Source organism: Amycolatopsis sp. lyj-109 (assembly GCF_046548995.1).
Taxonomy (GTDB): Bacteria; Actinomycetota; Actinomycetes; order Mycobacteriales; family Pseudonocardiaceae; genus Amycolatopsis.
Genome location: NZ_JAJPWR010000026.1, coordinates 55,460 through 78,812, shown reverse-complemented (window position 1 = coordinate 78,812; position 23,353 = coordinate 55,460). Strand labels below are relative to the sequence as shown.

Annotated in this window: 22 protein-coding genes and 1 pseudogene; 11 read left to right on the top strand and 12 right to left on the bottom strand. The window is 72.1% G+C overall.

All coding sequences use genetic code 11. From position 1 onward, the window contains the following. Window position 1: 1 nt before the first annotated feature. The 5 genes from ACLJQF_RS39715 to ACLJQF_RS39695 all read right to left on the bottom strand — a co-directional run bounded on the left by ACLJQF_RS39715 (window position 2) and on the right by ACLJQF_RS39695 (window position 5,119). Entirely contained in the window at window positions 2–1,051 is a 1,050-nt protein-coding gene (locus ACLJQF_RS39715; protein WP_410615443.1) for a DUF2235 domain-containing protein, read from the bottom strand. A gap of 277 nt (window positions 1,052–1,328) precedes the next feature. Then, window positions 1,329–1,856 (bottom strand): hypothetical protein, encoded by a 528-nt coding sequence (locus tag ACLJQF_RS39710; protein WP_410615442.1) that lies wholly within the window; start codon window positions 1,854–1,856, stop codon window positions 1,329–1,331. Between the two features lie 304 nt (window positions 1,857–2,160). After that, a complete protein-coding gene (locus ACLJQF_RS39705) occupies window positions 2,161–2,511 on the bottom strand; it encodes an MmcQ/YjbR family DNA-binding protein (RefSeq protein ID WP_410615441.1) in 351 nt (116 codons plus the stop codon). Between the two features lie 63 nt (window positions 2,512–2,574). Further along, the gene (locus ACLJQF_RS39700) at window positions 2,575–4,005 is read right to left on the bottom strand and encodes a DUF1996 domain-containing protein (protein WP_410615440.1); all 1,431 of its coding nucleotides are present in this window, start codon (window positions 4,003–4,005) and stop codon (window positions 2,575–2,577) included. Window positions 4,006–4,504: 499 nt separating this feature from the next. Beyond that, complete coding sequence (locus ACLJQF_RS39695) at window positions 4,505–5,119, bottom strand: sigma-70 family RNA polymerase sigma factor (protein WP_410615439.1); 615 nt, start codon at window positions 5,117–5,119, stop codon at window positions 4,505–4,507. Window positions 5,120–5,362: 243 nt separating this feature from the next. On the opposite strand from ACLJQF_RS39695, the gene ACLJQF_RS39690 reads away from it, so the two are divergent. The 4 genes from ACLJQF_RS39690 to ACLJQF_RS39675 all read left to right on the top strand — a co-directional run bounded on the left by ACLJQF_RS39690 (window position 5,363) and on the right by ACLJQF_RS39675 (window position 8,702). Continuing rightward, window positions 5,363–5,761: a pyridoxamine 5'-phosphate oxidase family protein gene (locus tag ACLJQF_RS39690; protein ID WP_410615438.1), complete on the top strand. Its 399-nt coding sequence runs from the start codon at window positions 5,363–5,365 to the stop codon at window positions 5,759–5,761. A 223-nt stretch (window positions 5,762–5,984) separates the two neighbouring features. Continuing rightward, a complete protein-coding gene (locus ACLJQF_RS39685) occupies window positions 5,985–7,487 on the top strand; it encodes a GAF domain-containing sensor histidine kinase (protein ID WP_410615485.1) in 1,503 nt (500 codons plus the stop codon). Then, window positions 7,484–8,143: a response regulator gene (locus tag ACLJQF_RS39680; protein WP_410615437.1), complete on the top strand. Its 660-nt coding sequence runs from the start codon at window positions 7,484–7,486 to the stop codon at window positions 8,141–8,143. The genes ACLJQF_RS39685 and ACLJQF_RS39680 overlap by 4 nt, the downstream gene beginning before the upstream one ends. 109 nt (window positions 8,144–8,252) lie before the next feature. After that, complete coding sequence (locus ACLJQF_RS39675; RefSeq protein WP_410615436.1) at window positions 8,253–8,702, top strand: hypothetical protein; 450 nt, start codon at window positions 8,253–8,255, stop codon at window positions 8,700–8,702. A 77-nt stretch (window positions 8,703–8,779) separates the two neighbouring features. Here the strand turns inward: ACLJQF_RS39675 and ACLJQF_RS39670 are convergent, their stop codons facing one another. Further along, a complete protein-coding gene (locus tag ACLJQF_RS39670; protein WP_410615435.1) occupies window positions 8,780–9,238 on the bottom strand; it encodes a DUF1772 domain-containing protein in 459 nt (152 codons plus the stop codon). Window positions 9,239–9,302: 64 nt separating this feature from the next. Here ACLJQF_RS39670 and ACLJQF_RS39665 point away from each other — a divergent pair, with 64 nt between their 5' ends. Then, window positions 9,303–10,022 (top strand): TetR/AcrR family transcriptional regulator, encoded by a 720-nt coding sequence (locus ACLJQF_RS39665; protein ID WP_410615434.1) that lies wholly within the window; start codon window positions 9,303–9,305, stop codon window positions 10,020–10,022. Window positions 10,023–10,055: 33 nt separating this feature from the next. Here the strand turns inward: ACLJQF_RS39665 and ACLJQF_RS39660 are convergent, their stop codons facing one another. Next, a complete protein-coding gene (locus ACLJQF_RS39660; RefSeq protein ID WP_410615433.1) occupies window positions 10,056–11,261 on the bottom strand; it encodes an NAD(P)/FAD-dependent oxidoreductase in 1,206 nt (401 codons plus the stop codon). Next, the gene (gene folE / locus ACLJQF_RS39655) at window positions 11,261–11,881 is read right to left on the bottom strand and encodes a GTP cyclohydrolase I FolE (protein WP_410615432.1); all 621 of its coding nucleotides are present in this window, start codon (window positions 11,879–11,881) and stop codon (window positions 11,261–11,263) included. The genes ACLJQF_RS39660 and folE overlap by 1 nt, the downstream gene beginning before the upstream one ends. A gap of 88 nt (window positions 11,882–11,969) precedes the next feature. Between folE and ACLJQF_RS39650 the strand changes: the two genes are divergently transcribed. Next, window positions 11,970–12,620, top strand: coding sequence for a helix-turn-helix transcriptional regulator (locus ACLJQF_RS39650; RefSeq protein WP_410615431.1), 651 nt, complete (start codon window positions 11,970–11,972; stop codon window positions 12,618–12,620). Between the two features lie 130 nt (window positions 12,621–12,750). Here ACLJQF_RS39650 and ACLJQF_RS39645 read toward each other — a convergent pair whose 3' ends face one another. Together ACLJQF_RS39645 and ACLJQF_RS39640 are read right to left on the bottom strand one after the other, a co-directional pair. After that, a complete protein-coding gene (locus ACLJQF_RS39645) occupies window positions 12,751–13,878 on the bottom strand; it encodes a CU044_5270 family protein (RefSeq protein ID WP_410615430.1) in 1,128 nt (375 codons plus the stop codon). Then, entirely contained in the window at window positions 13,875–14,444 is a 570-nt protein-coding gene (locus ACLJQF_RS39640; protein ID WP_410615429.1) for an RNA polymerase sigma factor, read from the bottom strand. Before ACLJQF_RS39640 ends, ACLJQF_RS39645 begins: the two co-directional genes overlap by 4 nt. Before the next feature lie 104 nt (window positions 14,445–14,548). Between ACLJQF_RS39640 and ACLJQF_RS39635 the strand changes: the two genes are divergently transcribed. From ACLJQF_RS39635 to ACLJQF_RS39625, 3 genes are all read left to right on the top strand, one after another. Further along, window positions 14,549–15,424, top strand: coding sequence for a hypothetical protein (locus tag ACLJQF_RS39635; RefSeq protein ID WP_410615428.1), 876 nt, complete (start codon window positions 14,549–14,551; stop codon window positions 15,422–15,424). Between the two features lie 80 nt (window positions 15,425–15,504). Next, complete coding sequence (locus ACLJQF_RS39630) at window positions 15,505–16,548, top strand: LacI family DNA-binding transcriptional regulator (RefSeq protein ID WP_410615484.1); 1,044 nt, start codon at window positions 15,505–15,507, stop codon at window positions 16,546–16,548. A gap of 192 nt (window positions 16,549–16,740) precedes the next feature. Beyond that, on the top strand, window positions 16,741–20,850 hold the full coding sequence (locus tag ACLJQF_RS39625) for a beta-galactosidase (RefSeq protein WP_410615427.1): 4,110 nt from the start codon (window positions 16,741–16,743) through the stop codon (window positions 20,848–20,850). Between the two features lie 77 nt (window positions 20,851–20,927). On the opposite strand, the pseudogene ACLJQF_RS39620 reads toward ACLJQF_RS39625, so the two are convergent. Both ACLJQF_RS39620 and ACLJQF_RS39615 read right to left on the bottom strand, forming a co-directional pair. Next, a pseudogene (locus ACLJQF_RS39620) lies at window positions 20,928–21,080 on the bottom strand (DUF6008 family protein); the annotation flags it as partial. 211 nt (window positions 21,081–21,291) lie between these two features. Continuing rightward, a complete protein-coding gene (locus tag ACLJQF_RS39615) occupies window positions 21,292–21,909 on the bottom strand; it encodes a LysE/ArgO family amino acid transporter (protein ID WP_410615483.1) in 618 nt (205 codons plus the stop codon). Between the two features lie 212 nt (window positions 21,910–22,121). On the opposite strand from ACLJQF_RS39615, the gene ACLJQF_RS39610 reads away from it, so the two are divergent. After that, window positions 22,122–22,916: an SDR family NAD(P)-dependent oxidoreductase gene (locus tag ACLJQF_RS39610; protein WP_410615426.1), complete on the top strand. Its 795-nt coding sequence runs from the start codon at window positions 22,122–22,124 to the stop codon at window positions 22,914–22,916. A gap of 111 nt (window positions 22,917–23,027) precedes the next feature. Next, the gene (locus tag ACLJQF_RS39605) at window positions 23,028–23,279 is read left to right on the top strand and encodes a hypothetical protein (RefSeq protein ID WP_410615425.1); all 252 of its coding nucleotides are present in this window, start codon (window positions 23,028–23,030) and stop codon (window positions 23,277–23,279) included. Window positions 23,280–23,353: the final 74 nt, after the last annotated feature.

The window sequence follows — 23,353 nt, the reverse complement described above, 5'->3', positions numbered from 1 at the left end:
GTCAGGTTTTCATGATCCGATGTGCCGGATTTGTGAGGTATGCCAGGAGGTTTCCGGGCTGGTACGGCGGCTGCATCTGCTCACTGCGCTGCACCGCGCACGATCCCGCGAACTCCGTCGCCGGGTCCGCCCGGCCGATGACGCGGTTCGCCGAGCCGAACCACCGGAAGAGCGCGGTGAGCGAATTATGCAGTTCGCCCAATTCGTTGCGGGCAGCCAAGTACTCGAACGCGTCCTTTTCGAACACGAGCCCGCACTGCTCGGCGCGATCGGCCATCCACCGCAGGGCGAGGTCCGACAAGGCCGGCTGCCGGTAGCCGCCGCCGACGTCGGAATGGGCGCCCGCGAACCAGACCTGTTCGCGCACCTGGCCGTTCGAGGCCTTCGACGGTGCCCACACGGCCGGGCTGAACGACTTGCGGTGCTCGTCCACCGCCAGTGCCTGGAACGCCGCCTGCACGATCGACGTCAGCTCCATGTCGTGGAACTGCCAGCGCTTGTTCAGCAGGTGGATCAGGCGACCGCCGCTGAGGGGGATGCCGAGCGCGCCGACGGTGTCCCAGACGCCGACGAACCGGATGGGTGTCCGGTCTTCACGGGCGTACTTCGCGCGGAATTCACGGGCCCGCGGGCTGTCCGGGCCGGAGGTGGCCCGGTCGCGATCGCGGTAGAGCCGGTAGGCCTCGTCGAGCCGGCCGAGCTCGCCGGGGCGCAGGACACCGCAGTTGCGGATGAAGCCCACCGTGCTGCGCGCGGTGTAGGCACCACGGCTGAAGCCGAAGAAGAACAATTCGTCGCCGGGTTCGTAATTTTCGGCGACGAAGCGGTAAGCGTCCTGCACGTTCGCCGACAGTCCCATGCCGAAAGCGCCGCCGGTGAGGCGGTCCCACAGCTTTCCGGTGCCGACGCCTTCGTGGTAATACACCCGCTGTTCGGTGCCGGCCGGGTCGGCAGGCGCGACCACCTTCTGGAGCTGGCCGACGTTGGTGGGCGCCGGCTGGCGGAGGCTGTTCCAGGTCCCGTCGCAGCAGATCACCAGACGTTTCGCCATGCTTCCTCCCCGGTCCGGACCCTCGTGAGTCGCCGGCACCCGGTGCGGCGTTACGCTCACGCGAATACCCGAAACGGTGACGTTTCCCGATTTCCGGATCCGTGCTCGCCCGGTGATTTCCCCTTGCCCGGAAATGGCTCGCGCAGACCCGGCGAAGCTGCCGGCCCAAGCGCCCCAATGTGGCCTTCGGTGCGTCTGACGCACCCAAGGCGGCCTTCGGTGCGTCAGACGCAACCAAGGCCACATTGGGGCGCACTTGGCCGGGTCTGGAACCCCGCTACGGCTGGGGCAGGCTCGACGCGGCGACGATCCTGTCGCGGTGAAGGGGCAGCACCAGCAGCTCGGAGCGGCCGGGGGCCAGGGAGCCGATCGGCTGCCGGCCCCACCGGCGGTACATGGCGTGCGCCGGGGCGGCCGCCGGAAAGGAGTGGTCGAGACCGGTGAGCGGTTCGATCCGCGCGTAGCCGGTCGGAGCGAGCAGGTCCGCGAGGGGACCGGTCAGCTCGGGCGCCCCGGCGAGCAGCACCGTGGTCGCGGCGAGCCGGCCGGCTTCCTCGTCCCGGCCCGCGCGCAGGCAGCCGTCGGCCTCGAGGACGTCGAGCACTTCGGCGTAGTCGGGGTTCCTCCCGGCCAGCAGTTCCGCGCGGGTGCGGCTGCCGTCGCACCGGCCGAGCCACGCCCGGAACTCCCGCACCGGGGCGGTGATCGGGAACTGACCGCCGTTCGGCGTGATGAGCAGGCACAGCTCGGGTTCGAGGTCGTGGATCTCGATCCCGGTCAGCTGCGGGCGGACGTCGTCAGGCATGGCGAACCCCTCGGAAAACGGGCCGGACATGGCCGTGCCGCGGCCCCGGGAGCGGGGGCCGCGGCACGCCGGCTTGGCTGTGACTACTGGGCGGATGCGGCCGACGGTGCGGTTCCTCCTGACGGGTCGTGGGGTGTTCCCCGGTGGTGCCACCGGGTCGGGGTGACGTGAACAAATATGGCTCCCGGGTGTGCACCGTGACGTCTTCCGGAATGCGGTGCACATACCCGGCCCGTGCGTTCCTCATGACCCGTGCCGGAGGTACACCCGGGCCCGGCCACCACCGAGGTCGATCGGGTGGCCGTCAGAACGGGTGGGTCTCCACGTAAGCGGTCCAGACCTTCTTCGGCACGCACATCCGCCACGCCTCCAGGACCAGCTCGCGCAGCTCGTCCTGGTCGAGCGCGGCGAGGCGGCACCGCAGCCAGCGGAAGCGCATGTCCGAGGGTTCGGGCAGCAGGAACTTGGCGGGCTCCGCCGCGATCAGCGCTTCCCGCTGCTCGCGGGGAAAGGCGAAGCCCATCAGGGTTTCGTCCGCCGACAGTGCCACGAACACGATCTGGCCCACCCGGAACTTGATCCGGTCGCGCACCACCGCCTCGTAGGCGCGCGGGAGGGTGGACGCGAACGCACGAACGTCGTCACCGGTGACCATGCCGCCATTCTCGCGCGCGGAACCGGCGGCGCACCATCCCCGGTGCGCCGCCGGTCCTCGGGGTCACGCCCGGCAGGTCCGCCCGCGGTTCACGCAGTTCACCAGTCCGTTCATGATCCGCTGCGACATCACGTTGGCGAAGTCGTCGTGGTCGGACAGCGGGTTGTGCTTCTCCTGCGGGAAAGCGTCCACTTTGTACTGCTTCTTGAGCTGGATGTCCCGCGGGATGTCGTAGGTCAGCGAGATCTGCAGCTGCGGCACCGCCTTGAAACCCTTGCCGCACCGGCCGAACTGATCCGGGAACACGATGTGCGTGCGGTGGTTGGCGCTGTCGGTGTTCTTGCCGTCCCAGCAGCTCGGGAACGTGTGGACGCGCTTGACCTTGCTGCCCTGGGGGCAGATCGGGTACTTGTCGATCAGGCGGTTCTCGAAGCCGGTGCACGTCCAGCTCGCCTTGGCGTTGGCGAGCCCGTTGGTCGACACCTTCGCGTCGCCGTAGAGCACGCGCAGGAAGCGCGGCATGGCCACGACCTTCCCGACCGGGCTGCCGCGGAAGGTGAGCTGCACCTTCTGCGGGCGCAGGATCTTGCCGTCGTTGCCGGGCAGCTCGTTGTTCTCGTCCTGCCCCGGAAGCGCGCCGCCGGCTGTGGTGCTCGGGGGCGGCGTCGGCGTTCCGGTGTCCTTGCCCGGCTTCGTCCCGCACGGCGCGAGGCCGCCGAGGTCGCCCGGCTTCGGCGCGAACCGGCCGATCGCGATGGCGATCCGGTCGATGATCGCCGCGCGGCGATCCTTGAGCGGGTTCAGGATCGCGTTGCGCACGAAGTCCTGGCCGCCCTGGCCCTGCGTCGCGGCGATGCGCTGGTTGGCCTCGTCGGCCTGGTTGTCGAGCTGGTCCAGGTTGTTGTCCACTTCGGTCATCGCCTGGTCCGGGATGTCCGGCAACTTGCTGGCGACGTCCGGGCACGCGACCTGGACGGTCTTCGACTCGCGGTCGGCCTGCGCCCGGTCGCCGTCGGGCACCTTGGCGGGCTCGTTCTTTTCCTCTTCCCCGGTGTCGATGCGGACCACCGGCCAGAAGTAGGCGGACTTGTCGCCGTTGCGGCAGGTGGTGCCGGCCTTGACCAGGCTCTTGTTGTTCGAGTCGGCGTTCGTCGACAGGTTTCCGACGTAGTCGTGCAGGTGCTGGGCGCCGTTGCGGACGCCGGGCTGGGCGATGAAGTTGTCCGGGTTGAAGTGCTGGTTTTCGTTGCGGCCGCAGTCGACGGTGAACGTGCCCGTCGCCGCGCCGCTGACCGGGCGCGGGTCGAACTGGTTCGGCTTCACCTTCAGGATGTCGACGAAGAACGCGGGGTTCGCTTCGTCGGCGCTGGCTTCACCGGTGTTGCCGGTGGTCGTCGCGACGACGATGCCACCGACCGCGATCGCGAGGGCGAGGCCGCCGGTCGCGATCTTCGTCCGGCGGGAAAGGCGATGCCGTCCTTGGGTGCTGGACATGGGAAATCCTCCGGGTGTCGGGCTGGCGGGAACGCGCGACACTGAACGAGTACGAGCCCAGGCTCGTCCCGAACAGGCGGGGTTCTGTCACGGGTTTGTTTGCGGGTTTTGGTGCAAGTGCAATCGGCAGGGCACGATGCCCGGCTGGTCCACTGACCCGACATCAGTGGATTGCGCGCGCCCACCTGCCCGTGGCCGCGCCGTCAACCGGCTGGTTATCGTTCCGTTATGGAACCTACACGGGCGCTTGACACCGGGCAAGAAGTTCTTTTCGACAGTTACAACCCGTCAGGCCGGGTTCGTGTTTCCGTAGCGAAAGCGGCCTCTGACCTGCGGGTTCTCCTCGCCTGAGACGCTCGCGGAAAAAACTTTGAACCGAAGTGAACCGGGATCCGTATCCCCCGGTGAGACCAGGCGAATGCCCACAGGGCGGACTTCGCTCGCGAATTGCTGTGAAATGCGGGAATGGTGGTCTCGGGTGCCATTCACGACGGAGCCGTCAGGACACGCCTTTGTGGGCGAGCAGGCTCCGCCGCAGGGTCGCGAGCGCGCGGTGCTGGGCGACCCGGACCGCGCCGGCGCTGCCGAGGCCGACCGCGGCGGCCGTCTCCTCCGCCGTCATGCCGAGGATGATCCGCAGCACCAGGATCTCGCGCTGGCGCGGCGGGAGCGTGTCGAGCAGCCCGGACGACCAGTCGAGCGCCGCGGAGCGCTCGACCTCCTCGCCCGTCGGGTCCGCGCCGCCCGTGCGGCCGGCCGGGAGTTCGGCGACCGGGCTGGTGCGGTCGCGTGCCCGGCGGCGGTGGAAGTCGGACACCTTGTGCGCGGCGATGCCGAAGACGAACGGCACGAAGCCCTCGGGTGAGTGCCGGTACCCGGGCAGGGCGCGGACGATCGCGAGCAGCACGTCCTGGGCGCAGTCCTCGGCGTCCGACGACCCGTCCTGCCACGTGCGCAGCCGGCCCAGGCAGTAGCGGAAGACGATCGGCCGCAGCGCGCGCAGCAGCCCGGCCACCGCGGCGCGGTTGCCCTGCACCGCCGACCGGACGAGCGCCGGATCGAGGGAGAACATCGCCGTGGGCGTGGGAACCCCCTCGGCGGAGTGCGGCGGCATCGGTCCTCACCCCCTCTACCTGTGTACTCGGCAACCGACGGTCACGACGCTAGGTCACTCCGCGTGGCCGTGGCACCGGCCGGGCGGCCGTCCCGAACCGGGTCTTCCGGCCCTGGTCCGGATCGGCTCGATGTGCGTGGCCGGCGCCGTCGCGGGTGGCCGGGCCGAACGGCCCTATCGGCGCACCGGGTGAACCGATCACGCTGGTGGCCGGGGAATTCGCAGGAGAAACACAGGGACGAGATGGTGGACGACGTGGGCTTCGGGCTGCTGCTGGACCGGCAGCAGTGCCTCGCCTTGCTTCGGACGGCAAGCCTCGGACGGGTGATCTACACCCACCGGGCGATGCCGGCGGTGCGTCCGGTGCGCTTCACGGTCGTCGAGGACGCCGTGGTGTTCGCCGTCCCGCCCGGCAGTCCCCTGTACGCGGGCGCGCGCGATGCCGTCGTCGCCTTCGAGGTCGACGAGTTCGCCGCCGACCTGGGCGCCGGCTGGTACGTCAGCCTGCTGGGGCGCGCCACCGAGTCGGTCGCCGTCGACCTCACCTGCCCGTGCCCGGCGCCCGCCCGCGCCGGCCACCGGTTCCTGCGCGTCCCGGCGGAGACCATCAGCGGTCACCGCCTCGCGTGCCACGCGGAGTGATCTCCCGATCGCCGTAACAGCCCCGATCGCCCGTAACAGCCCCGATCGCCCGTAACAGCCCCGATCGCCCGTAACAGCAGAGCCTCCGTCATCGACCCACCGGATGGACGAACCGGATTGGGCCGACACGGGCAGTGGCCTGTGGGACCCTTGACGGCCCGGGGCAGGCCCGGGAGACGAGCGGAACCAACGGGGTCGACGGGAAGTGGCGGACGAAATCAGCATGCCGGCGATCCTGGCGGCGGTGGGCGGCATCGCCCGCGAGCTGGAGCTGCCGGCCTTGCTAGACCGCGCGGTGACGACGACGTGCGAGCTGCTCGGCGCCCGGCGCGGCCGGCTGGACCTCGCCGAGAACGGGACCGCCGGGTACGGCCGGGGCCCGCTCGGTCCCGGCGCCGTCGAGCTGCCGGTCCGCGCGGGAACGCAGACGTTCGGGACGCTGACCGTCGAGCCCGGCGAGGGCGGGGAGTTCGCCCGCCGGGAACGCGAGGTGCTCGGCGCGCTCACCGCGGCCATCGGGATGGCCGTCGAAAAGGCCCTGCTCGTCGACCAGATGCGCCGCCGCGAGCGCTGGCTCGAGGCGTCCTACGACGTCACCCGCGCCCTGCTCGCGGCCCAGGACCTGCGGGCCACGCTGCGGCTGGTCGCCGAACGCGCCCGCGTCGTCGCCGGCGGGACGGCCGGCGCGATCGCCCGGCCCGACGGTCCCGGCCGGCTCGTGTTCGACGTCGTCGAGCCGCCGGGCGAGGACGCCGACCGCCTCACCGGCCTGACCGTGCCGACCGAGGGCACCGCCACCGGGATGGCCTTCACCACCCGGCGCCCGGTCGTGGTCCGCGACTACGGCGAGCGTGTGCAGGAGCAGCAGCGCGACCGCGCCGGGCCGATGCCGGCGATGATCAAGGACCTCGACTCGGCGATCTCGGTACCGCTGATCGTCGGCGAGGAAACCCTCGGGGTGCTGGTGGTCGCGAAGTTCCGCGACCGCTCGCCGTTCACCGAATCCGACGTCCAGTTGGCCGAAACCTTCGCCGGGCACGCCGCGCTCGCCGTCGAGTTCTCGCGGGCGCAGGAAGCGCGTCAGCAGCTGGCGGTGTTCTCCGATCGCGACCGGATCGCCCGCGACCTGCACGACCTGGTCATCCAGCGGCTGTTCGCGACCGGGCTGGGGCTGGAGGGCGTCAGCAGGCTGATCGCCGACGCCGGTGTCGGCGCGCGCGTGGCCGGGTTCGCCCAGGACCTCGACGGCACGATCCGGGAGATCCGCAACAGCATCTTCTCGCTCCAGGCGCCCGCGCAGGCGCAGGGCAGCCTCCGCGCGGAACTGCTGCGGGTGGCCGTGGACGCCCGGGACGCGCTCGGCTTCGAGCCGCGCGTCGGCTTCGACGGCCCATTGGACGCCGCGGTGCCGGACGCGGTTCGTTCCGACCTGATGGCGTCGCTGAGGGAAGCGCTGACGAACGTCGCCCGGCACGCGGGGGCGAAGTCGTCGTCGGTCGAGGTCACCGTGGACCGGTTGGGCCGGCGGCTGACGCTGGTGGTGCGCGACAACGGGACTGGGCCGCCGGCGGAGACGGACCGGATCAGCGGCCTGGCCAACCTCGCCTCGCGGGCGGCCCGGTGGAGCGGCCACTGCGTGCTGGCGGCGGGTGAAGACGGCGGGGCGCGGCTGGAATGGACGGCGGAGCTGCCGGCGATGACCGGCGAGCAGGGGAGTGGACGATGACGATCGCGGTGTTCCTGCTGGACGACCACGAGCTGGTCCGGACCGGGCTGAAGACCGTCTTCGAACCCGAAGCCGACATCGAGGTGGTCGGGGAGGCCGGCACGGCGGCCGAGGCACTGGTGCGGATCCCGCAGGCCCGCCCGGACGTGGCCGTCCTCGACGTCCGGCTGCCCGACGGCGAGGGCGTGGCGGTGTGCCGGGAGATCCGGTCCACCGTGGACCCACCGCCCGCCTGCCTGATGCTGACGTCCTATTCGGACGACGAGGCGCTGTTCGGCGCGATCATGGCGGGCGCTGCCGGGTACATGCTCAAGCAGGTGTCCGGCCGGTCGCTGATCGAGGCCGTCCGCACGGTCGCCGCCGGCGGCTCCCTGCTGGACGCCACGCTCACCGCGTCGGTGATGAACAAGCTGCGCGGTGAGAACGTCGCGGCCCCCGACCCGCGGTACGAGCAGCTGAGCCCGCAGGAACGGCGGGTGCTGGACCTGGTGGCGGAGGGCCTGACCAACCGGCAGATCGCCGAGCGGCTGTTCCTGGCCGAAAAGACGGTGAAGAACTACGTCTCGTCGGTGCTGCACAAGCTCAACGTCGAGCGGCGCACCTCGGCGGCGGTGTACATGTCCCAGCGGCGGGCCGAACCCGGACGATCGGGCTGAGTTCGCGACTGATCGGACGAAACCGGTGGGGCGTTCGACGTATCCAGCCCCGGATGGAGTACACCTGTCGGGTGACGCACGAAGTGGCGTGCGCGGTAGAGGGGACGACATGGCGGGGTTGCCGGGCGGGGACTATGTCACGCAGGACTATGTCACGGGGCAGATCAAGGCACTTGCGGACGCGGTGCGCCACGAAGGGGCCGGCGGAGTCGGCACGCGCAGCTTCCAGCTGGCGGAGCACCTGGCGGCAGAGGGAGGCGTCCACCGCGGCGACATCATGACGGCCACGGCGACGCTGCTGGCGATGACGGCGTGGTGCGACGGCGAGGCGGAGGCGGCCCGCCGGTTCGCGGAGCTCGCGGGCGACCACGACGAGGAGTCGCGCGAGCTGGTGACCCACTTGCTGCGCCTGGAGGCGGGCGCGGACCGCGGCTGGCTGCCGCGGGACCAGGCCGAGGCCCTGCTGGAGTACGCCCACCGGGAGCGCCGAGGTGACCTGGCGACCCGGGTCCGCAGGCTTGCCGGAGTGCGGCGCGGGCGGCACCGGCGGGAGGACTAGCGCCGGCAACGGAGTGGTCGGCGGCCGGCGAGTTCGTCCTGGCGGGTGGCGCCCGCACTCGCACCGGCCAGGGCCGGTCAGCTTGCCTGAGCCTGCGCGACGGCGAGGATCGCGAACAGGAACGCGGCGGTCGCCGCCGCCGAGCGGAGCACGTCGATGCGGGCCCAGCGGCGGATCACGGCCTGCCAGCCCGGCGGGGGCGCCTCCGCGCGCCAGCCGCCGACCTGGATGTTGATCGGCACCGTACCGAGGAACGACAGCAGCAGGAACGCGACCATCGCGAGGAGGGCCGCCCACCTCGGCGCCAGGCCGGGGCCGGCGACCGTCACGAGGATTGCCGCCGCGAGGGCGGCCGCGGGGAGCATGACGATCGGTACCACCACTCGCAGCCGGCGTACCAAGGCCTGGCGGGCCACCAGATGCGCATGATCGTCCAACCGGGACAGTGCCGGATGAAGGCCGTAGCGGACGATCAGCTCCTCGCCGGCGAGGACACCGAGCAGGAAGAGGCCCGCGTACTGCAGAAAGTTGCTCACACTGAAATATTACCGTCACTGAATTTATCGTGCAACGGCCGGTGGTCGTAACTACAGTGAGCGCATGAGCCTGCCCACGGTGGACTGGGGGACACCCGCGTCCGGCACATCAGGCGCATCCGGCACGGAAGGGTTGCGGGAGCGCAAGAAGCGGCTGCTGCGCCGTCGGTTGACCGACACCGCCACCGCCCTGTTCCTCGAACGCGGGTTCGACGCGGTCCGCGTCGCCGAGATCGCCGCGGCCTGCGAGGTCTCGGAGAAGACCGTCTTCAACCACTTCCCCAGCAAGGAAGCGCTGATCCTCGACCGGCCCGAGGCGACCGCGGCGGCGTTGCGCACCACTCTGGCCCGGGCCGGCCGCGCTCCGGTCGAGGCGGTGCTGGACATCCTGGCCGGCGAGCTGGACGCCCTCCTGTCCTGGTTGGCCGCCCAGCCCGACCTGGCCGGCGCGAGCGCCCGGGTCCAGGCGTTCACCGCGATGATCCGGTCCACGCCCGCGCTCCGCGCGTACCACTGGGAAATGACCGAGCAGCTCGTCGCGGTGGCGGCCGAAGCACTGGCCACCCGAACCGGCCGCGGCAGCGACGACCCGCGGTGCCAGATCGCGGCGACGGCCCTGCTGGGGCTGTGGCGTGTCCAGTCGACGGCCCTGCGCGGAAGCCTCGACGGCGAGCACACCCCGGCGCAGATCCGCGACGCCGTCACCGCCGACGTGCACAGCGCGGCCCAGTTGATCGGCACCGGCCTGGCGGGGTTCGCCGGCCGTGCCGCGCCGGCCGGCTGAACGGCGCCGCCTTCCGGCGCGAGCACCGTCCACTCAGTCCGTGAGCGGCCGGGCCGGGTCGGCCAGCCGGGCCGGGTCCACGGTCCGGCCACCGAGGATCAGCTCGCGCACCGGGTCGAGGCCCTCGTCCCACTTGTTCACCTGCAGGCCCGCGACCACCCGGTCGCCGGCCAGCCAGAACGCGTGGAACGCCTCGGCGTCCCCGCGGGTGACCACCTGGTCGTAGCCGCCGGGCGGGAACCAGCCGGTGAACTCCATGCCCATGTCGTACTGGTCCGAGAAGAAGTACGGCAGGTCGTCGTGGACCACCTCGCGACCGAGCATCGCCAGCGCCGCCGCCGGGCCGCCGTTCGTCGCCGCGGCCCAGTGCTCCACGCGGACGCGGCGGCCGTAGCGCTCCTGCCACACGCTCGCGACGTCGCCCGCCGCGAAGACGTCCGGGTCCTCCGTGCGCAGGCCCGCGTCCACGAGGACGCCGTCGTCGACGGCGAGACCCGCCTCGGCGGCCAGCTGCGTCTCGGGCCGGGCGCCGGTGCCGACGACGACCACGTCGGCCGGGATCTCGCCGTCGTCGGTCCGCACCGCCGAGACCGCGGATCCGCCCGCGAAGCCCGTCACGCCGGTGCCGAACCGCAGCTCGACGCCGTGCCGGCGGTGCAGGTCGGCGAAGTAGCCGCCCAGTTCCGGCCCGAGCGTGGCGTGCAGCGGGGCCGGCCCGGGCTCGACGATCGTCACCGGGCAGCCGTGGTGGCGCGCGGCCGCGGCGGTCTCCAGGCCGATCCAGCCCGCGCCGGCCACGACGACCCGGCCACCCGAGGCCAGCGCGTCCCGCAGGCGGTCGGCGTGCGCGAGCCGGCGCAGGTAGTGGACGCCGTCGAGGTCGTTGCCGGGCACCCGCAGCCGTCGCGGCGACGCCCCGGTCGCCAGCAGCAGCTTCGTGTACCCGAGGCGTTCGCCGCCGGCCAGTTCCACCTCGTGCGCCGCGCGGTCGAGCACGGTGACGCGCCGGCCGGTCAGCACCTCGATGCCCTGGTAGGCGTACCACTTCTCGTCGTGGACGAAGACCGACGCGCGGTCGTCCTGGCCGAGCAGGTAGCCCTTGGACAGCGGCGGTCGCTCGTAGGGGAGGTCCGGCTCGGCGCCGACGATCACGACGCGCCCGCCGAACCCCTCGGCGCGCAGGGTTTCCGCGGCCTTCGCGCCGGTCAGCCCGGCGCCGGCGACGACGAACGTGTCCATCAGGAGATGACGCCGGTCAGGGCGAAGAACTCCTGCCGTGTCTTGGGTTCCTCGCGCAGCATGCCGTGCAGCGACGACGTCACGGTCTGCGCGCCGCTCGCCCGCACCCCGCGCAGGGACATGCACAGGTGCTCGGCCTCGATCACCACGCCGACGCCCTTCGGGTCCAGGTGCTCCTGCAGCCAGTCCGCGACCTGCTTGGTCAGCCGCTCCTGCACCTGCAGGTCGCGCGCGAACATCTCGACGACGCGGGCGAGCTTGGACAGCCCGAGGATCCGCTCGCCGGGCAGGTAGCCGACGTGTGCGACGCCGCGGAAGGGCAGCAGGTGGTGCTCGCACAGGGACTGCACCGGGATGCTCTTCGCCAGCACGAGCTCGTCGTAGCCCTCGTCGTTGGGGAAGGTCGTCAGCTGGAAGTCGCGCGGCTGCAGCATTTCCGCGTAGGCGTGGGCCACCCGCCGCGGCGTGTCGCCGAGGTGCTCCGACGACGGATCCTTCCCGAGCGCCCGCAACAGGTCGGCGACCGCGCGTTCGGCCGCGCGCAGGTCGACGGTGTCGCGGTTGTGGACGACACCGAGGTGCCGCAGGGGGACCGGAAGGCTGACGGGTTCGACGGTCACGGAGGTGCCTCCTTCTAAAATCAAGTCAGACTGACGTTAGAAGCTCCCCGGGGTTTTCGTCAACAGGTATTTGTTTTAGAGTGCGGTGATGCAGGAATCCCAGGCGCTGGCCGCGGTCGCGGCGCTCGACGAGCCGACCCGGCGCCGGTTGTACGAGTACGTGGTCCGCTGTCCGGAGCCGGTCAGCCGCGACGACGTGGCCACCGCTCTCGGCGTGCCCCGCGCGACGGTCGCGTTCCACCTCGACCGCCTGGTGGAAGAGCAGCTGCTGGTGGTGGGCCACGAGCGCCGGACGGGCCGGACCGGGCCGGGAGCGGGCCGCCCGGCGAAGCTGTACCGGCGCTCGGACCGGCAGGTGAGCATTTCCCTGCCCGAGCGCCAGTACGAGCTGGCGGGCCGCCTCCTGGCGGCGGCGGTGGAGGAGGCCGACGAAGCCGGCGGCTCACCGCGCGAGATCCTGACGCGCCGCGCCCGCGAGCACGGGGCGGTCCTGGCCGCCGGCGGCCAGGACATCGTGAGCACGCTGGAGGAAAACGGCTTCGAGCCGCGTACCGCCGGCGGCGAGGTGTCCCTCGCGAACTGCCCGTTCCACCGGCTGGCCCAGGCGCACACACGGCTGGTGTGCGAGATGAACCTGGGCCTGGTCGAGGGCATGCTGGCCGGGGTGGGGGAGCAGGGGTTGCGGGCGCGGCTGGACCCGCGACCGGGATCGTGCTGCGTCCGCCTGACGGCGAACTGAGCCCGGCATCGCAGGCTCGCCGGGCCCCAAGCGCCCCAATGTGGCCTTGGTTGCGTCTGACGCACCCAAGGCGGCCTTCGGTGCGTCAGACGCACCGAAGGCCGCCTTGGGGCGCTTGCGGGCGGGGGTGCTACTTCGGCGGGACCTCGCCGAGCCGCCCGGCCACCGCCGTCGTGATCGCGCCGGCGCCGAGCTCCGTGCCCGGCTTGATCCACGGCTGATCGGGCTCCGCACCCGCGATCGTGCGCTCGCCGATGAACCCGCCGGTCACCGGGTCGATGATCAGCTGCCGGATCTCGTGGCGGTCGGTCAACCCCAGCGCGACGCCGGTCCGGCCGTCGAGGTTGGCCTCCGCCGCCAGGACCGTGATGCCCGGGATCTTCGCCAGCGCCCGGTACCACTGCGCCCGCAGCTGCGCCGGCATCTGCCCCGCGCGGAGGATCTCGATGCCGAAGTGGAACATCACCGACGGCGTCGAGCCGCGGCCCTTCGTCAGCTGCTGCAGCTTCGCGTACAGCGCCGCCGGATCGTGCGGCAGTGCCGCGTAGAACGCCGGGCTGTCCCAGTCGCTCGCGTCGCCGCACTTCTTCGCCGGCTTGGCCTTCGGGAAGAAGTCGCCGCAGCGGCCCTGCCACTGGCCCTGGTCGGTGTCCGTGATCTCCGGCTCCGGGGCCTGCGACTGCGGCACCGAACCGCCGAGGAACTTCCCGGTGCCCAGGATCCTGCGCGTCTCCTGCCAGACGTCGTGCTCGTCCGCCGGGATCCAGCGGTCGACCTCCTGCTCCCACAGGTAGGTGTAGCCCGTGCGGTCGCCGGTCTGGACGCCGCGCTGCACCCACGTGTGCTCGGCGACGTAGCGGAACTGCCCGGGAGCGACGGGCCGGTCGGACGCGCCGACGGTCAGGTCCGCGGCCCGCGTCAGCACCTGGACCGCCGACATCAGCCGGACGTCCGGGGACGCCGCCTTCGGGCTCGAGCCGGTGGGCGGGGTGGCGGCCGAGCCGGCAGGCGGCGCCGCGGCCGGGCCGGGCGCCGGCGCCACCGGGCGCTGCTGGGCGACGACGACCGTCACCGCCACCACCCCCGCCGCGGCGGCCGCGACCGGCAGCGCGAACCGGCGAAAACGCTTCGGGCGCAAGGGGTGCACGGTTGCGGTGTCGAACTCGGCCAACAGCCGGGCGCGGGCGGCGGACAGGTCGGCCGGCGCGGTGCGGGCTTCGCGGTGGAGCAGCTCGAGGGTCTCGTCGAGCTCGTTCATGACTGGTTCTCCTCGGTGGGGACGAGCAGGGCCTGGAGCCGGTGGCGCACGCGGTGCAGGCGCGAGCGCACCGTGCTCGCGGGCACGCCGAGCGCCTCGGCGACTTCGGCCGGTTCGAGACCGGCCCAGGACGTGAGCAGCAGGACGTCACGGTCCTGTTCGGACAGTGCGGCGAGCTCGGCGGCCAGCACGCGCAGCCGTGCCGCCGCGTCGACCCGGCCGGCGACCGCGGTGTCGTGGCTCTCGGCCGGGCGGTCTCCGGCACCGGCCTTCGCGGTCAGCTGGAATCCGCGCACCTCCTGGCGCAGGTGGTTGCGCAGCAGGTTGGTCGCGATTCCGTAGAGCCAGCCGCGGATCGGGGCCTTCTCCGGGTCGTAGCTCGCCCGTCTTCGCAGCGCGACGACGAACGTCTCCGCCACGAGGTCGTCGGCGACGTGCACGCCCACCCGGCCCGCGAGATACCCGCGCAGGGGAGGGGCGTACTCGTCGAAGAGCCGCGCGAAGATCTCTTTCGGATCCCGTGCGGCGAGGTCGGGCCGGTCCAGCCGTTCGACGATTCTGGTCACGGTACTGGTTGTCGCGGCCCGCCGCCCGCGTCCCCGGCCGCCGTCCGGATGAGACGCACGCCACAGTGGTGGAACGGTCCGGCGTCCTGGGGACAACACCCGGTATGCGCAGAGGGAACGCGATGCTGCTCGCCGGCGTGTGTGCCGCCGCGGTGGTGGCGATGCCGGCGCTGGCCGCCGCGGTGCGGCCGCCCGGCCCGGCCGAGCCGGTTCCGCTGCCCACGACCCCGCCGGCCCTGACGACGAGCGTGGCCACCACGGCGACGTCGGCGCCCTCGGTGATTCCCGTGCCGGGCCTGCCCGCCGGCGCCGAGCTCGCGGACCTCGCGCCCGGGCGGCTCAGCGTGCTCGTCCACGACCGCCGGATCGGCCGGGACCTCGTCTCCCACCTGCCGGATGCCCCCTATCCGGCGGCGTCGCTGGTCAAGCTGCTCATCGCGTTCGAAGCGCTGCGGCAGGGCGAGCCGGCGGGCGTGGTCGCGGAGCTGCTTTCGCGCAGTGACGACGAGATCGCCGACCGGCTGTGGACGAAGCTGGGCGGGCCCGCGATCGTCACCGGCTGGGCCGCGCGGATCGGCATGACCTCGATCCGGCCGCCCGCCGATCCCGGTCGGTGGGGCAGCACCGTCGTCACCGCCGCCGACGTCGTGCGGTGCTACCGGTACCTCCTCGACGCCGCGCCCGCCACCACCCGGCAGATCGTCCTGCGTGCCCTCGGCGGCACGGCCCGCCGCGGCGCGGACGGCTTCGACCGGCTCTTCGGCATCCCGGCGGCGGTCACCGCCACCGACTGGGCGGTGCAGCAGGGCTGGTCCTGCTGCGACCCCGGCCGTGACCTGCACACCAGCGGGGTGGTCGGCGACCGCCGGTACGTCGTGGTCGTGCTGAGCGCCCAGCCGGCCGTCGTGAGCTGGGCGAACGCCGCCCGCCGCGTGACGGCGGTCGTGAAAGCGCTCTCTCATCCGCTCGGCTGGTCCTGACGCGGCGCGGGGCGTCCGGAAAGCGCCGGTTCGGCGGTACCGTCTCGGGAGTGAGGCAGTACGACGTGGAGGGGGCCAGGGTGGTGGACCGGGCGAAGCCGGGGGAGCAGACGAGGACCTCTCCGCCGGGGCCGCGGCAGCCGAGCCTGGCCGACGTCGCCGGCATGGCCGGGGTTTCGCACATGACCGTGTCGCGGGTGGTCAACGAGAGCGGGCCGGTGCGCCCGGAGACCCGCGAGCGGGTCCTCGCCGCCGTCCAGAAGCTCGGGTACCGGCCCAACACCGCCGCCCGGGCGCTGGTCACCGGCCGGTCCGGCACGCTCGGCGTGGTCGCGCTCGAGTCCAATCTCTACGGACCGGCGAGCACCCTCTACGGCATCGAAAACGCGGCTCGCGAGGCGGGCTACGGCGTCGCGATCTGCAGCGTGACGCGGCCGGGCCGGACGTCGATCGGCGACGCGGTGGAGAGCCTGCGGCGGCAGGCGGTGGAGGGGATCGTCGTGATCGCCCCGCACGTGACGGCCGGGCGCGCGCTCGCGGCGGCGCCCTGGGACATCCCGCTGGTGGCGGTCGGCGGCGGCGAGGCGGCGCCGGTGCCGGTGATCTCGGTCGATCAGTACGACGGCGCCCGGCGCGTCACCGAGCACCTGCTGTCCCTGGGCCACCGGACGGTCTGGCACCTGGCCGGTCCGGAGGACTGGCTGGAGGCCCGCGACCGGGAACGAGGCTGGCGCGAAACCCTGGAGGAGCGCGGCCTGCGCGTCCCGGCGGTGGTCCGCGGCGACTGGAGCCCGCGGTCGGGCTACGAGGCCGGCCGGGCCCTGGTCGGCAAGCGGGGACTCAAGGCGGTGTTCTCGGCCAACGACCAGATGGCCCTGGGTCTGCTGCGCGCGTTCACCGAGGCGGGCATCCGGGTGCCGGAAGACGTCCACGTGGCCGGGTTCGACGACGTGCCGGAGGCGGAGTACTTCACCCCGCCGCTGACGACGGTGCGCCAGGACTTCATCGAGGTCGGCCGCCGGACGTTCGGGCTCCTCGAAGAGCGGATGGCGGGCGGGGACGCCGGGGCACGGCACCTGGTGCCGGCGGAGCTGGTCGTCCGGGAGAGCACTGCGCGGCGCTGACCCGAGTGTCCTCAATGACTCATTCGGGACGTGGGAGGTCCCCAATGACTCATTCACGACACTTGGGACATGGTGTTAGCGCTAACAAGACTCCTGCACTGATCCATCTTGGTGTTGTATCTTGACGACTTCTGTGCGGTCGGCAAAGGTTCGTGTTCGATTGTGGTCCCCGCCGCTCCAGGAGGCCCCCGCATGCGCTCCCGTCGCCGTCGCCGGATGCTGTTCACCGTCCTGCTCTCCTTCTTCTTCGCCTTCGCCGGAATCGCCGTCCCGCAGGCGCAGGCCGCGGCACCCGCTCCCGCGGCGCGGGCCGGGCACACCGTCACCTACGACGGCTATTCCTTCCTGGTCGACGGGAACCGGACCTACCTGTGGTCCGGCGAGTTCCACTCCTACCGGCTCCCCAGCCCCGACCTGTGGCTCGACATCTTCCAGAAGATGAAGGCCGCCGGCTTCAACGCGACCTCGCTCTACTTCGACTGGGGCTACCACTCGCCGAAACAAGGCGTCTACGACTTCACCGGTATCCGGGACCTCGACAAGCTCCTCGACGTGGCGCAGCAGGCCGGTCTCTACGTGATCGCGCGGCCCGGGCCCTACATCAACGCCGAGGTCGACGGCGGCGGGTTCCCGACCTGGCTGTCCACCACGCCCGGCCACACCCGCAGCGCCGACCCGGTCTACCTGAAGTACTCCGACGAGTGGCAGACGCAGATCGACCGCATCATCGCCCGCCACCAGCTCACCAACGGCACCGGCAGCGTGCTGGCCTACCAGGTCGAAAACGAGTACTACAACGGCAATGCCGACGGTCGTGCTTACATGCAGCACTTGGAGGACAAAGCCCGCGCCGATGGCATCACCGTCCCGCTGGTCGGCAACAACAACGGCACCTTCAACGCCGGTGACGCCGCGCTCGACGTCGATGCCGCCGACTCCTACCCGCAGGGCTTCGACTGCTCGAACCCGGCGAAGTGGAACGGCGTGCCGGACATCAGCTACGACCACGTCCCCGGCAAGCCGCTGATCACCGCCGAGTTCCAGGGCGGCGCCTTCGACCCGTGGGGCGGCCCCGGCTACGAGAAGTGCGCCCAGCTGATCAACGACCAGTTCGCGAACGTCTTCTACAAGCAGAACATCGCCGTCGGCGCCACCGGCCAGAGCTTCTACATGCTGCACGGCGGCACGTCCTGGGGCTGGAGCGCGATCCCGCAGAACTACACTTCCTACGACTACGGCGCGGCGATCACCGAAGGCCGCCAGTTCGACCCGAAGTACGCCGAGGACAAGCTGATCGGTTACTTCACCCAGGCCGTCGCCCCGCTGACCAAGACCGACGGCCTCGCCGGCGCCCCGCTGACCGACCCGGCCATCACCGACACCGCGCGGATCAACCCCGACACCCGCACGCAGTTCCACACCCTGCGCCACAGCGACTCGACGTCCACCGCCACGAACACCACGAGCGTCGCGCTCGACTTGGCCGCGCACGCCGGCTACACCTACGACGACCGCGCGGCCGAGGTCGGCTACACCGGCACCTGGAGCCACGTCGGCCCCGAGGTCAACTACACCGGCGGGGACTACCAGCACACCGAGTCGTTCTCGAACGTCGCCGGGGACAGCGTGAGCATTCCCTTCACCGGCACCGGGATCCGCTGGGTGACGTCGAAGGACCCGAGCCACGGCATCGCCGACGTCTACCTCGACGACGCCAAAGTTTCGTCGGTCGACCTCTACGCCGCGGGCAAGCAGAACCAGATCACCGGCTACGAGGTCCGCGACCTCCCCGCCGGGCCGCACACGCTGAAGATCGTCGTCACCGGGCAGAAGAACGCGAAGGCCACGGGACCGTACGTCGTGGTGGACGCGGTCGACCTGCTGTCGGCCAGCACCGACTACTACCCGGTCGTGCCGCAGCAGCCCGGCACCGGCATCACGCTGAACGGACGGCAGTCGAAGATCCTCGTCGCCGGCTACGACCTCGGCGCCACCCGGATGCAGTACTCGACGTCGGAGCTCATGACGAACGCGGCCATCGGCAACCGGGACGTCGCGGTGCTCTACGGCGACCACGGCGGACCCGGCGAGACCGTCCTGCGGTTCGCGAAGCAGCCGTCGGTGCAGGTCCTCGACGGCGCCGCGACGAGCACCTGGGACGCCGCCCGCGGCGACCTGCGGCTGAACTACACCCACGACGGCCTGACCCGCGTGCTCGTCACCGCGCCCGGTGCGCGGCCGCTGCTCCTGCTGCTCACCGACAAGGCGACCGCGGCGACGTTCTGGCGCCAGGACACCGCGGCCGGCCCGGTGCTGGTCCGCGGCACCCACCTGGTGCGGACGGCGGCCGAGGGGTACGGCGTGCTGTCGCTGACCGGCGACACCGGCACCGACGGCGCGTTCGAGGTCTTCGGCACGGCGAAAGCGGTGCTGTGGAACGGTTCCTGGGTGCCGGCGAAGCCGACGTCCAGCGGCAGCCTCACCGGGACCGCCCCGGCCGCCAAGTCCGTCGCCCTGCCCGCCCTCACCGGCTGGAAGCACCAGCAGGAGTCTCCGGAGAGCCTGCCGGGCTTCGACGACTCGGCGTGGCCGGTGGCGGACAAGGAGACCACCAACAGCTCGACGGCACTCGGCACGAAACCCGTCCTCTTCGCCGACGACTACGGCTTCCACACCGGCAACACCTGGTACCGCGGCCACTTCACCGGCGACGGGAAGCAGACCGGGATCACCCTGTCGAGCCAGAGCGGCGGCCCGGCCGGCGCCTTCTCGGCGTGGCTCAACGGCGTCTTCCTGGGCAGCTCGACCAGCCCGCAGCACACCTTCACCTTCCCGGCCGGGACGCTGCACCAGGGCGACAACGAGATCTCCGTGCTGACCGTGAACATGGGGCACGAGGAGGACTACGGCGCGAGCAACGGCAACAAGGCCGCCCGCGGGCTCACCGCGGCCCGGCTGACCGGGGCCGCGCTGACGTCGGTGACCTGGCGGCTGCAGGGCGTCCGCGGCGGCGAAACCGGCCTGGACCCGGTGCGCGGCCCGCTCAACACCGGCGGTCTCTACGGCGAACGCGCGGGCTGGTCGCTGCCCGGGTTCCCGGACCGCGGCTGGGCACCGGCCGCACTCCCGGCGAAGGACACGACCCCCGGCGTCTCGTGGTACCGCACGACCGCGGAGCTGGATTTGCCGCGCGGCCAGGACACCTCCCTCGGCCTGACGATCACCGACGACCCGGCGCGGCAGTACCGGGCGCTGATCTTCGTCAACGGCTGGCAGCTCGGCCAGTACGTCAACTACCTCGGGCCGCAGCACAGCTTCCCGATCCCGAACGGGATCCTGAACCCGAACGGCCGCAACACGATCGCGGTCGCGGTGTGGAACCTCGACGGCAGCACCGGCGGCCTCGGCACCATCGCCTGGACGAACTACGGCAGCTACCGCTCGCCGCTGACCGTCCGGCAGAACGCCTCGCCCGGCTACGACCCCGCCCGGTACGCGATGCCGCCGGCGCCCACGGCCGGGGTGTCGCTGACCGCGCCGGACACCGCGTCGGGCGGGCTGGCGTTCACCGCGTCGGCGACCGTGCAGGTCCCGGCGGGTACGCCTCCGGCGTTCGACATCAAGCCGGTGCTGACCGCGCCGGCCGGGTGGACGATCGGTGCCGCCTCGCCGCCTTCGGTGCCGCGGATCGACGGCGGCAAGGCGGCGACGTTCTCGTGGACCGTGACGCCACCCGCCACTGTGGACACCGCCGCGCTGAAGGTCGCGGTGGCCTACCGGCAGGCGGGGCGGCCGGGGACGGTGACCGGGGAACGGATCGTGGGGGCCGTTCCCCCGGCGCCGCCCGCGGGACAGGTGGCGGTCAGCTCACTGCCGTTCCTGACCGCCACGAACGGCTGGGGCCCGGTCGAACGCGACACGAGCAACGGCGAAGCGAACGCGGGCGACGGCAAGCCGATGACCATCGGCGGGGTGGCCTACGCCCAGGGCCTCGGCGTCCACGCGGCCGGCGACGTCCAGCTCTACCTGGCGGGCGCGTGCACCCGGCTGACGGCTTCGGTGGGCGTCGACGGCGAAACCGGCACCGGCGGCAGCGTGAGTTTCAGCGTCTCGGCCGACGGCGTCACGCGGGTGACGACGCCGGTGGTCCGCGGCGGCCAGCCGGCCGTCCCGATCGACGTCGACGTCACCGGCGCCCAGGTCCTCGACCTGGTGGTGGGCGACGGCGGTGACGGCAACGGGCAGGACCACGCGGACTGGGCGGTGCCGACGCTGACCTGCGTCACGCCGCCCGCCCGGTGACCGCGGGCAGCGGCCGGAGCGGTGAAGTGCCACCAGACGCGGCAGGTGGTCAGCCCCGGGCCCGGGGCCACGAGACCGAAGAACGTGGACAGCCCGATCGCCCGGGGCGCGCCGAAGTCGATGGACAGCGTCAGGACCAGGTGCTCCAGCCCGTGCAGGCCCTGCATCCAGACGCCCGTCTTCGCCCAGCGGCGGGTGCGGGTGCCCCGCGCGCGGCGGGTGATCACCATGACGCCCGCCAGGCCGGCCCACCGCCGTCCCCATCGCCAGTGCCCAGAGCACCAGCAGCACCGCACCCGCGGTGCCCCACCCCGACATCGGCATCGCCATGGCCGCCTCCCGTCCTCGTCCCTCCGACGCCAACCGGCCACGGCGCCGCCGGACGTCTTCCGCCGTGCGCCCGGAAACCGGACAAACTGTTGCAGGGCAACGGTTTGCGTCTCAGTTGAGGACAAGCCGGACGGCGAGTGCGGTGATCACCGCACTCGACACGAGGGCCGTCACCAGCCGGCCCCGCCGTCCGGTGAGGACCCGCCCGAGCAGGGCCCCGCCGCCGGCGAGCGCGGCTTGCCAGCTCGCCGACGCGGCGAACGCGGCGAGCACGAACACCGCCTGGTCGAGCACCGGGACTTCCACGCCGGCGCGGTCGCCGACCACCAGTGCGGTGAAGTAGACGACCGTGGCCGGGTTGACGAGCGTGATGCCGAGCAGGCTGACGTAGGCGCGGCCGGGCGCGAGCGGCGTCACCGCCCGCGTTGCGGGGGCCCGGTGGGAGCGCACCGCACGCAGGGCGCCGTGGGCGGCGAGCACGATCAGGACGGCCGCCGAGATCCACCGCAGCGGCGTGGCGACCGGGGCGATGACGCCCGCGATCGCGGCGCCGCCGAGCACGGCGACCAGCGCGTACACCCCGTCGGCCGTCGCGACGCCGAGGGCCGCGGACAGGCCGGTCCGGAGCGACGTGCGGGCACTGAGAGCCACCAGGTACGTCCCCACGGCGCCGACCGGGATCGCGATGCCGTAGCCGGCGACCAGGCCGGCGAGCAGCGCGGCGCTCACGGCGCCGGGGCGATCGACCTCCACCGGCGGCACGGCTGCTGCCGCACCGGCGTGGCGGCGGCGGTCGGCAGGAGCGGGACGCGATGCGTGGTCATGCGCAGATCGTGGCCGCCGCCGGGCGGGGGAGGCAACCGGATTTCCAGGCGGTGGGCGCCGGCGAGCTGTGCTTGAATCGCCCCCGGAGGAGGCACCCGAGCGAGAGGGCTTTCACGATGCGGGTCGACCTGAGCGGGAAGACGGCACTGGTCACCGGCTCCACCCAGGGCATCGGCGCGGCGATCGCGACGGGCCTCGCGGCGGCGGGCGCGCGGGTCGCGATCAACGGCCGCAGCGAAACCGGCGTCCTCAAGGCCATCGCGCGGTTGCGCGAGCAGGTCCCGGACGCGGAGTTCCTGCCGGCACCGGGCGACGTCTCCGAGGAGGCCGGCGCGGCCCAGGTGGTCGAAGAGGTGCCGGACGCCGACATCCTGATCAACAACCTCGGCATCTTCGGCGCCCAGGATCCCCTGGAGATCACCGACGCCGACTGGCGGCACTACTTCGAGGTCAACGTCCTGGCCGCGGTCCGGCTCACCCGCGCGTACCTCCCGGGCATGACCGACCGCGGCTGGGGCCGGATCCAGTACATCGCCAGCGATTCCGCGATCGTCATCCCGGCCGAGATGATCCACTATGGAGTGTCGAAGACGGCGCTGCTCGGCGTGTCCCGCGGGTTCGCCAAGCACGCGGCGGGCACCGGCGTCACGGTCAACGCGGTGATCGCCGGCCCGACGCACACCGGCGGCGTCGAGGACTTCGTGTACGAGCTCGTCGACAAGGACCTGCCGTGGGAGCAGGCCCAGCGAGAGTTCATGAAGAAGCATCGCCCGCAGTCTCTGCTGCAGCGGCTGATCGAGCCCGAGGAGATCGCCCACCTGGTGGTGTACCTGAGTTCCCCGTTCGCGTCGGCGACCACCGGCGCGGCGGTGCGGGTGGACGGCGGGTACGTCGACGCGATCGTGCCGTGAGGTCCCGCGTGACACTTTACGGTGACGCGTAGCTGAAGACGCGCCGGACGGGGAATTCTGCCTGGTGAACCCCTTGACACGCAGGGGAAAGCTTGGCGGAAGGAGAGCACGATGAACACCCGGATCGCTTCTTGGGCAACGGCCGCCGCACTCACGGTTTCCACGGTGGTCGCCACGGCCGCCCCGGCCTCGGCGGACATGGTGCCGGGCAGCTCGACCCAGTTCTACGCGTACTGCTCGGTAGACCTGCTCGGGGTACCGGTCGCCTGCGCGCAGACGGACCAGGCGCATTCGTCGCACATCTGCCAGTACCTCGCGACACCGCTCGGCCTGGGCCTCGACTGCATCCAGCGCGCCGGTTGATACCGGATCGGGACATTTCTGGTTCACACCTGTCGAACAACCCCGACAGACCGGCGATCTTCTCCGGACAAGGT

Coding starts and splice junctions, on each gene's coding strand:
- ACLJQF_RS39715 (WP_410615443.1), bottom strand. CDS start 1,051: ATGGCGAAACGTCTGGTGATCTGCTGCGACGGGACCTGGAACAGCCTC.
- ACLJQF_RS39710 (WP_410615442.1), bottom strand. CDS start 1,856: ATGCCTGACGACGTCCGCCCGCAGCTGACCGGGATCGAGATCCACGAC.
- ACLJQF_RS39705 (WP_410615441.1), bottom strand. CDS start 2,511: ATGGTCACCGGTGACGACGTTCGTGCGTTCGCGTCCACCCTCCCGCGC.
- ACLJQF_RS39700 (WP_410615440.1), bottom strand. CDS start 4,005: ATGTCCAGCACCCAAGGACGGCATCGCCTTTCCCGCCGGACGAAGATC.
- ACLJQF_RS39695 (WP_410615439.1), bottom strand. CDS start 5,119: ATGCCGCCGCACTCCGCCGAGGGGGTTCCCACGCCCACGGCGATGTTC.
- ACLJQF_RS39690 (WP_410615438.1), top strand. CDS start 5,363: ATGGTGGACGACGTGGGCTTCGGGCTGCTGCTGGACCGGCAGCAGTGC.
- ACLJQF_RS39685 (WP_410615485.1), top strand. CDS start 5,985: ATGCCGGCGATCCTGGCGGCGGTGGGCGGCATCGCCCGCGAGCTGGAG.
- ACLJQF_RS39680 (WP_410615437.1), top strand. CDS start 7,484: ATGACGATCGCGGTGTTCCTGCTGGACGACCACGAGCTGGTCCGGACC.
- ACLJQF_RS39675 (WP_410615436.1), top strand. CDS start 8,253: ATGGCGGGGTTGCCGGGCGGGGACTATGTCACGCAGGACTATGTCACG.
- ACLJQF_RS39665 (WP_410615434.1), top strand. CDS start 9,303: ATGAGCCTGCCCACGGTGGACTGGGGGACACCCGCGTCCGGCACATCA.
- ACLJQF_RS39660 (WP_410615433.1), bottom strand. CDS start 11,261: ATGGACACGTTCGTCGTCGCCGGCGCCGGGCTGACCGGCGCGAAGGCC.
- ACLJQF_RS39650 (WP_410615431.1), top strand. CDS start 11,970: ATGCAGGAATCCCAGGCGCTGGCCGCGGTCGCGGCGCTCGACGAGCCG.
- ACLJQF_RS39645 (WP_410615430.1), bottom strand. CDS start 13,878: ATGAACGAGCTCGACGAGACCCTCGAGCTGCTCCACCGCGAAGCCCGC.
- ACLJQF_RS39635 (WP_410615428.1), top strand. CDS start 14,549: ATGCGCAGAGGGAACGCGATGCTGCTCGCCGGCGTGTGTGCCGCCGCG.
- ACLJQF_RS39625 (WP_410615427.1), top strand. CDS start 16,741: ATGCGCTCCCGTCGCCGTCGCCGGATGCTGTTCACCGTCCTGCTCTCC.
- ACLJQF_RS39610 (WP_410615426.1), top strand. CDS start 22,122: ATGCGGGTCGACCTGAGCGGGAAGACGGCACTGGTCACCGGCTCCACC.
- ACLJQF_RS39605 (WP_410615425.1), top strand. CDS start 23,028: ATGAACACCCGGATCGCTTCTTGGGCAACGGCCGCCGCACTCACGGTT.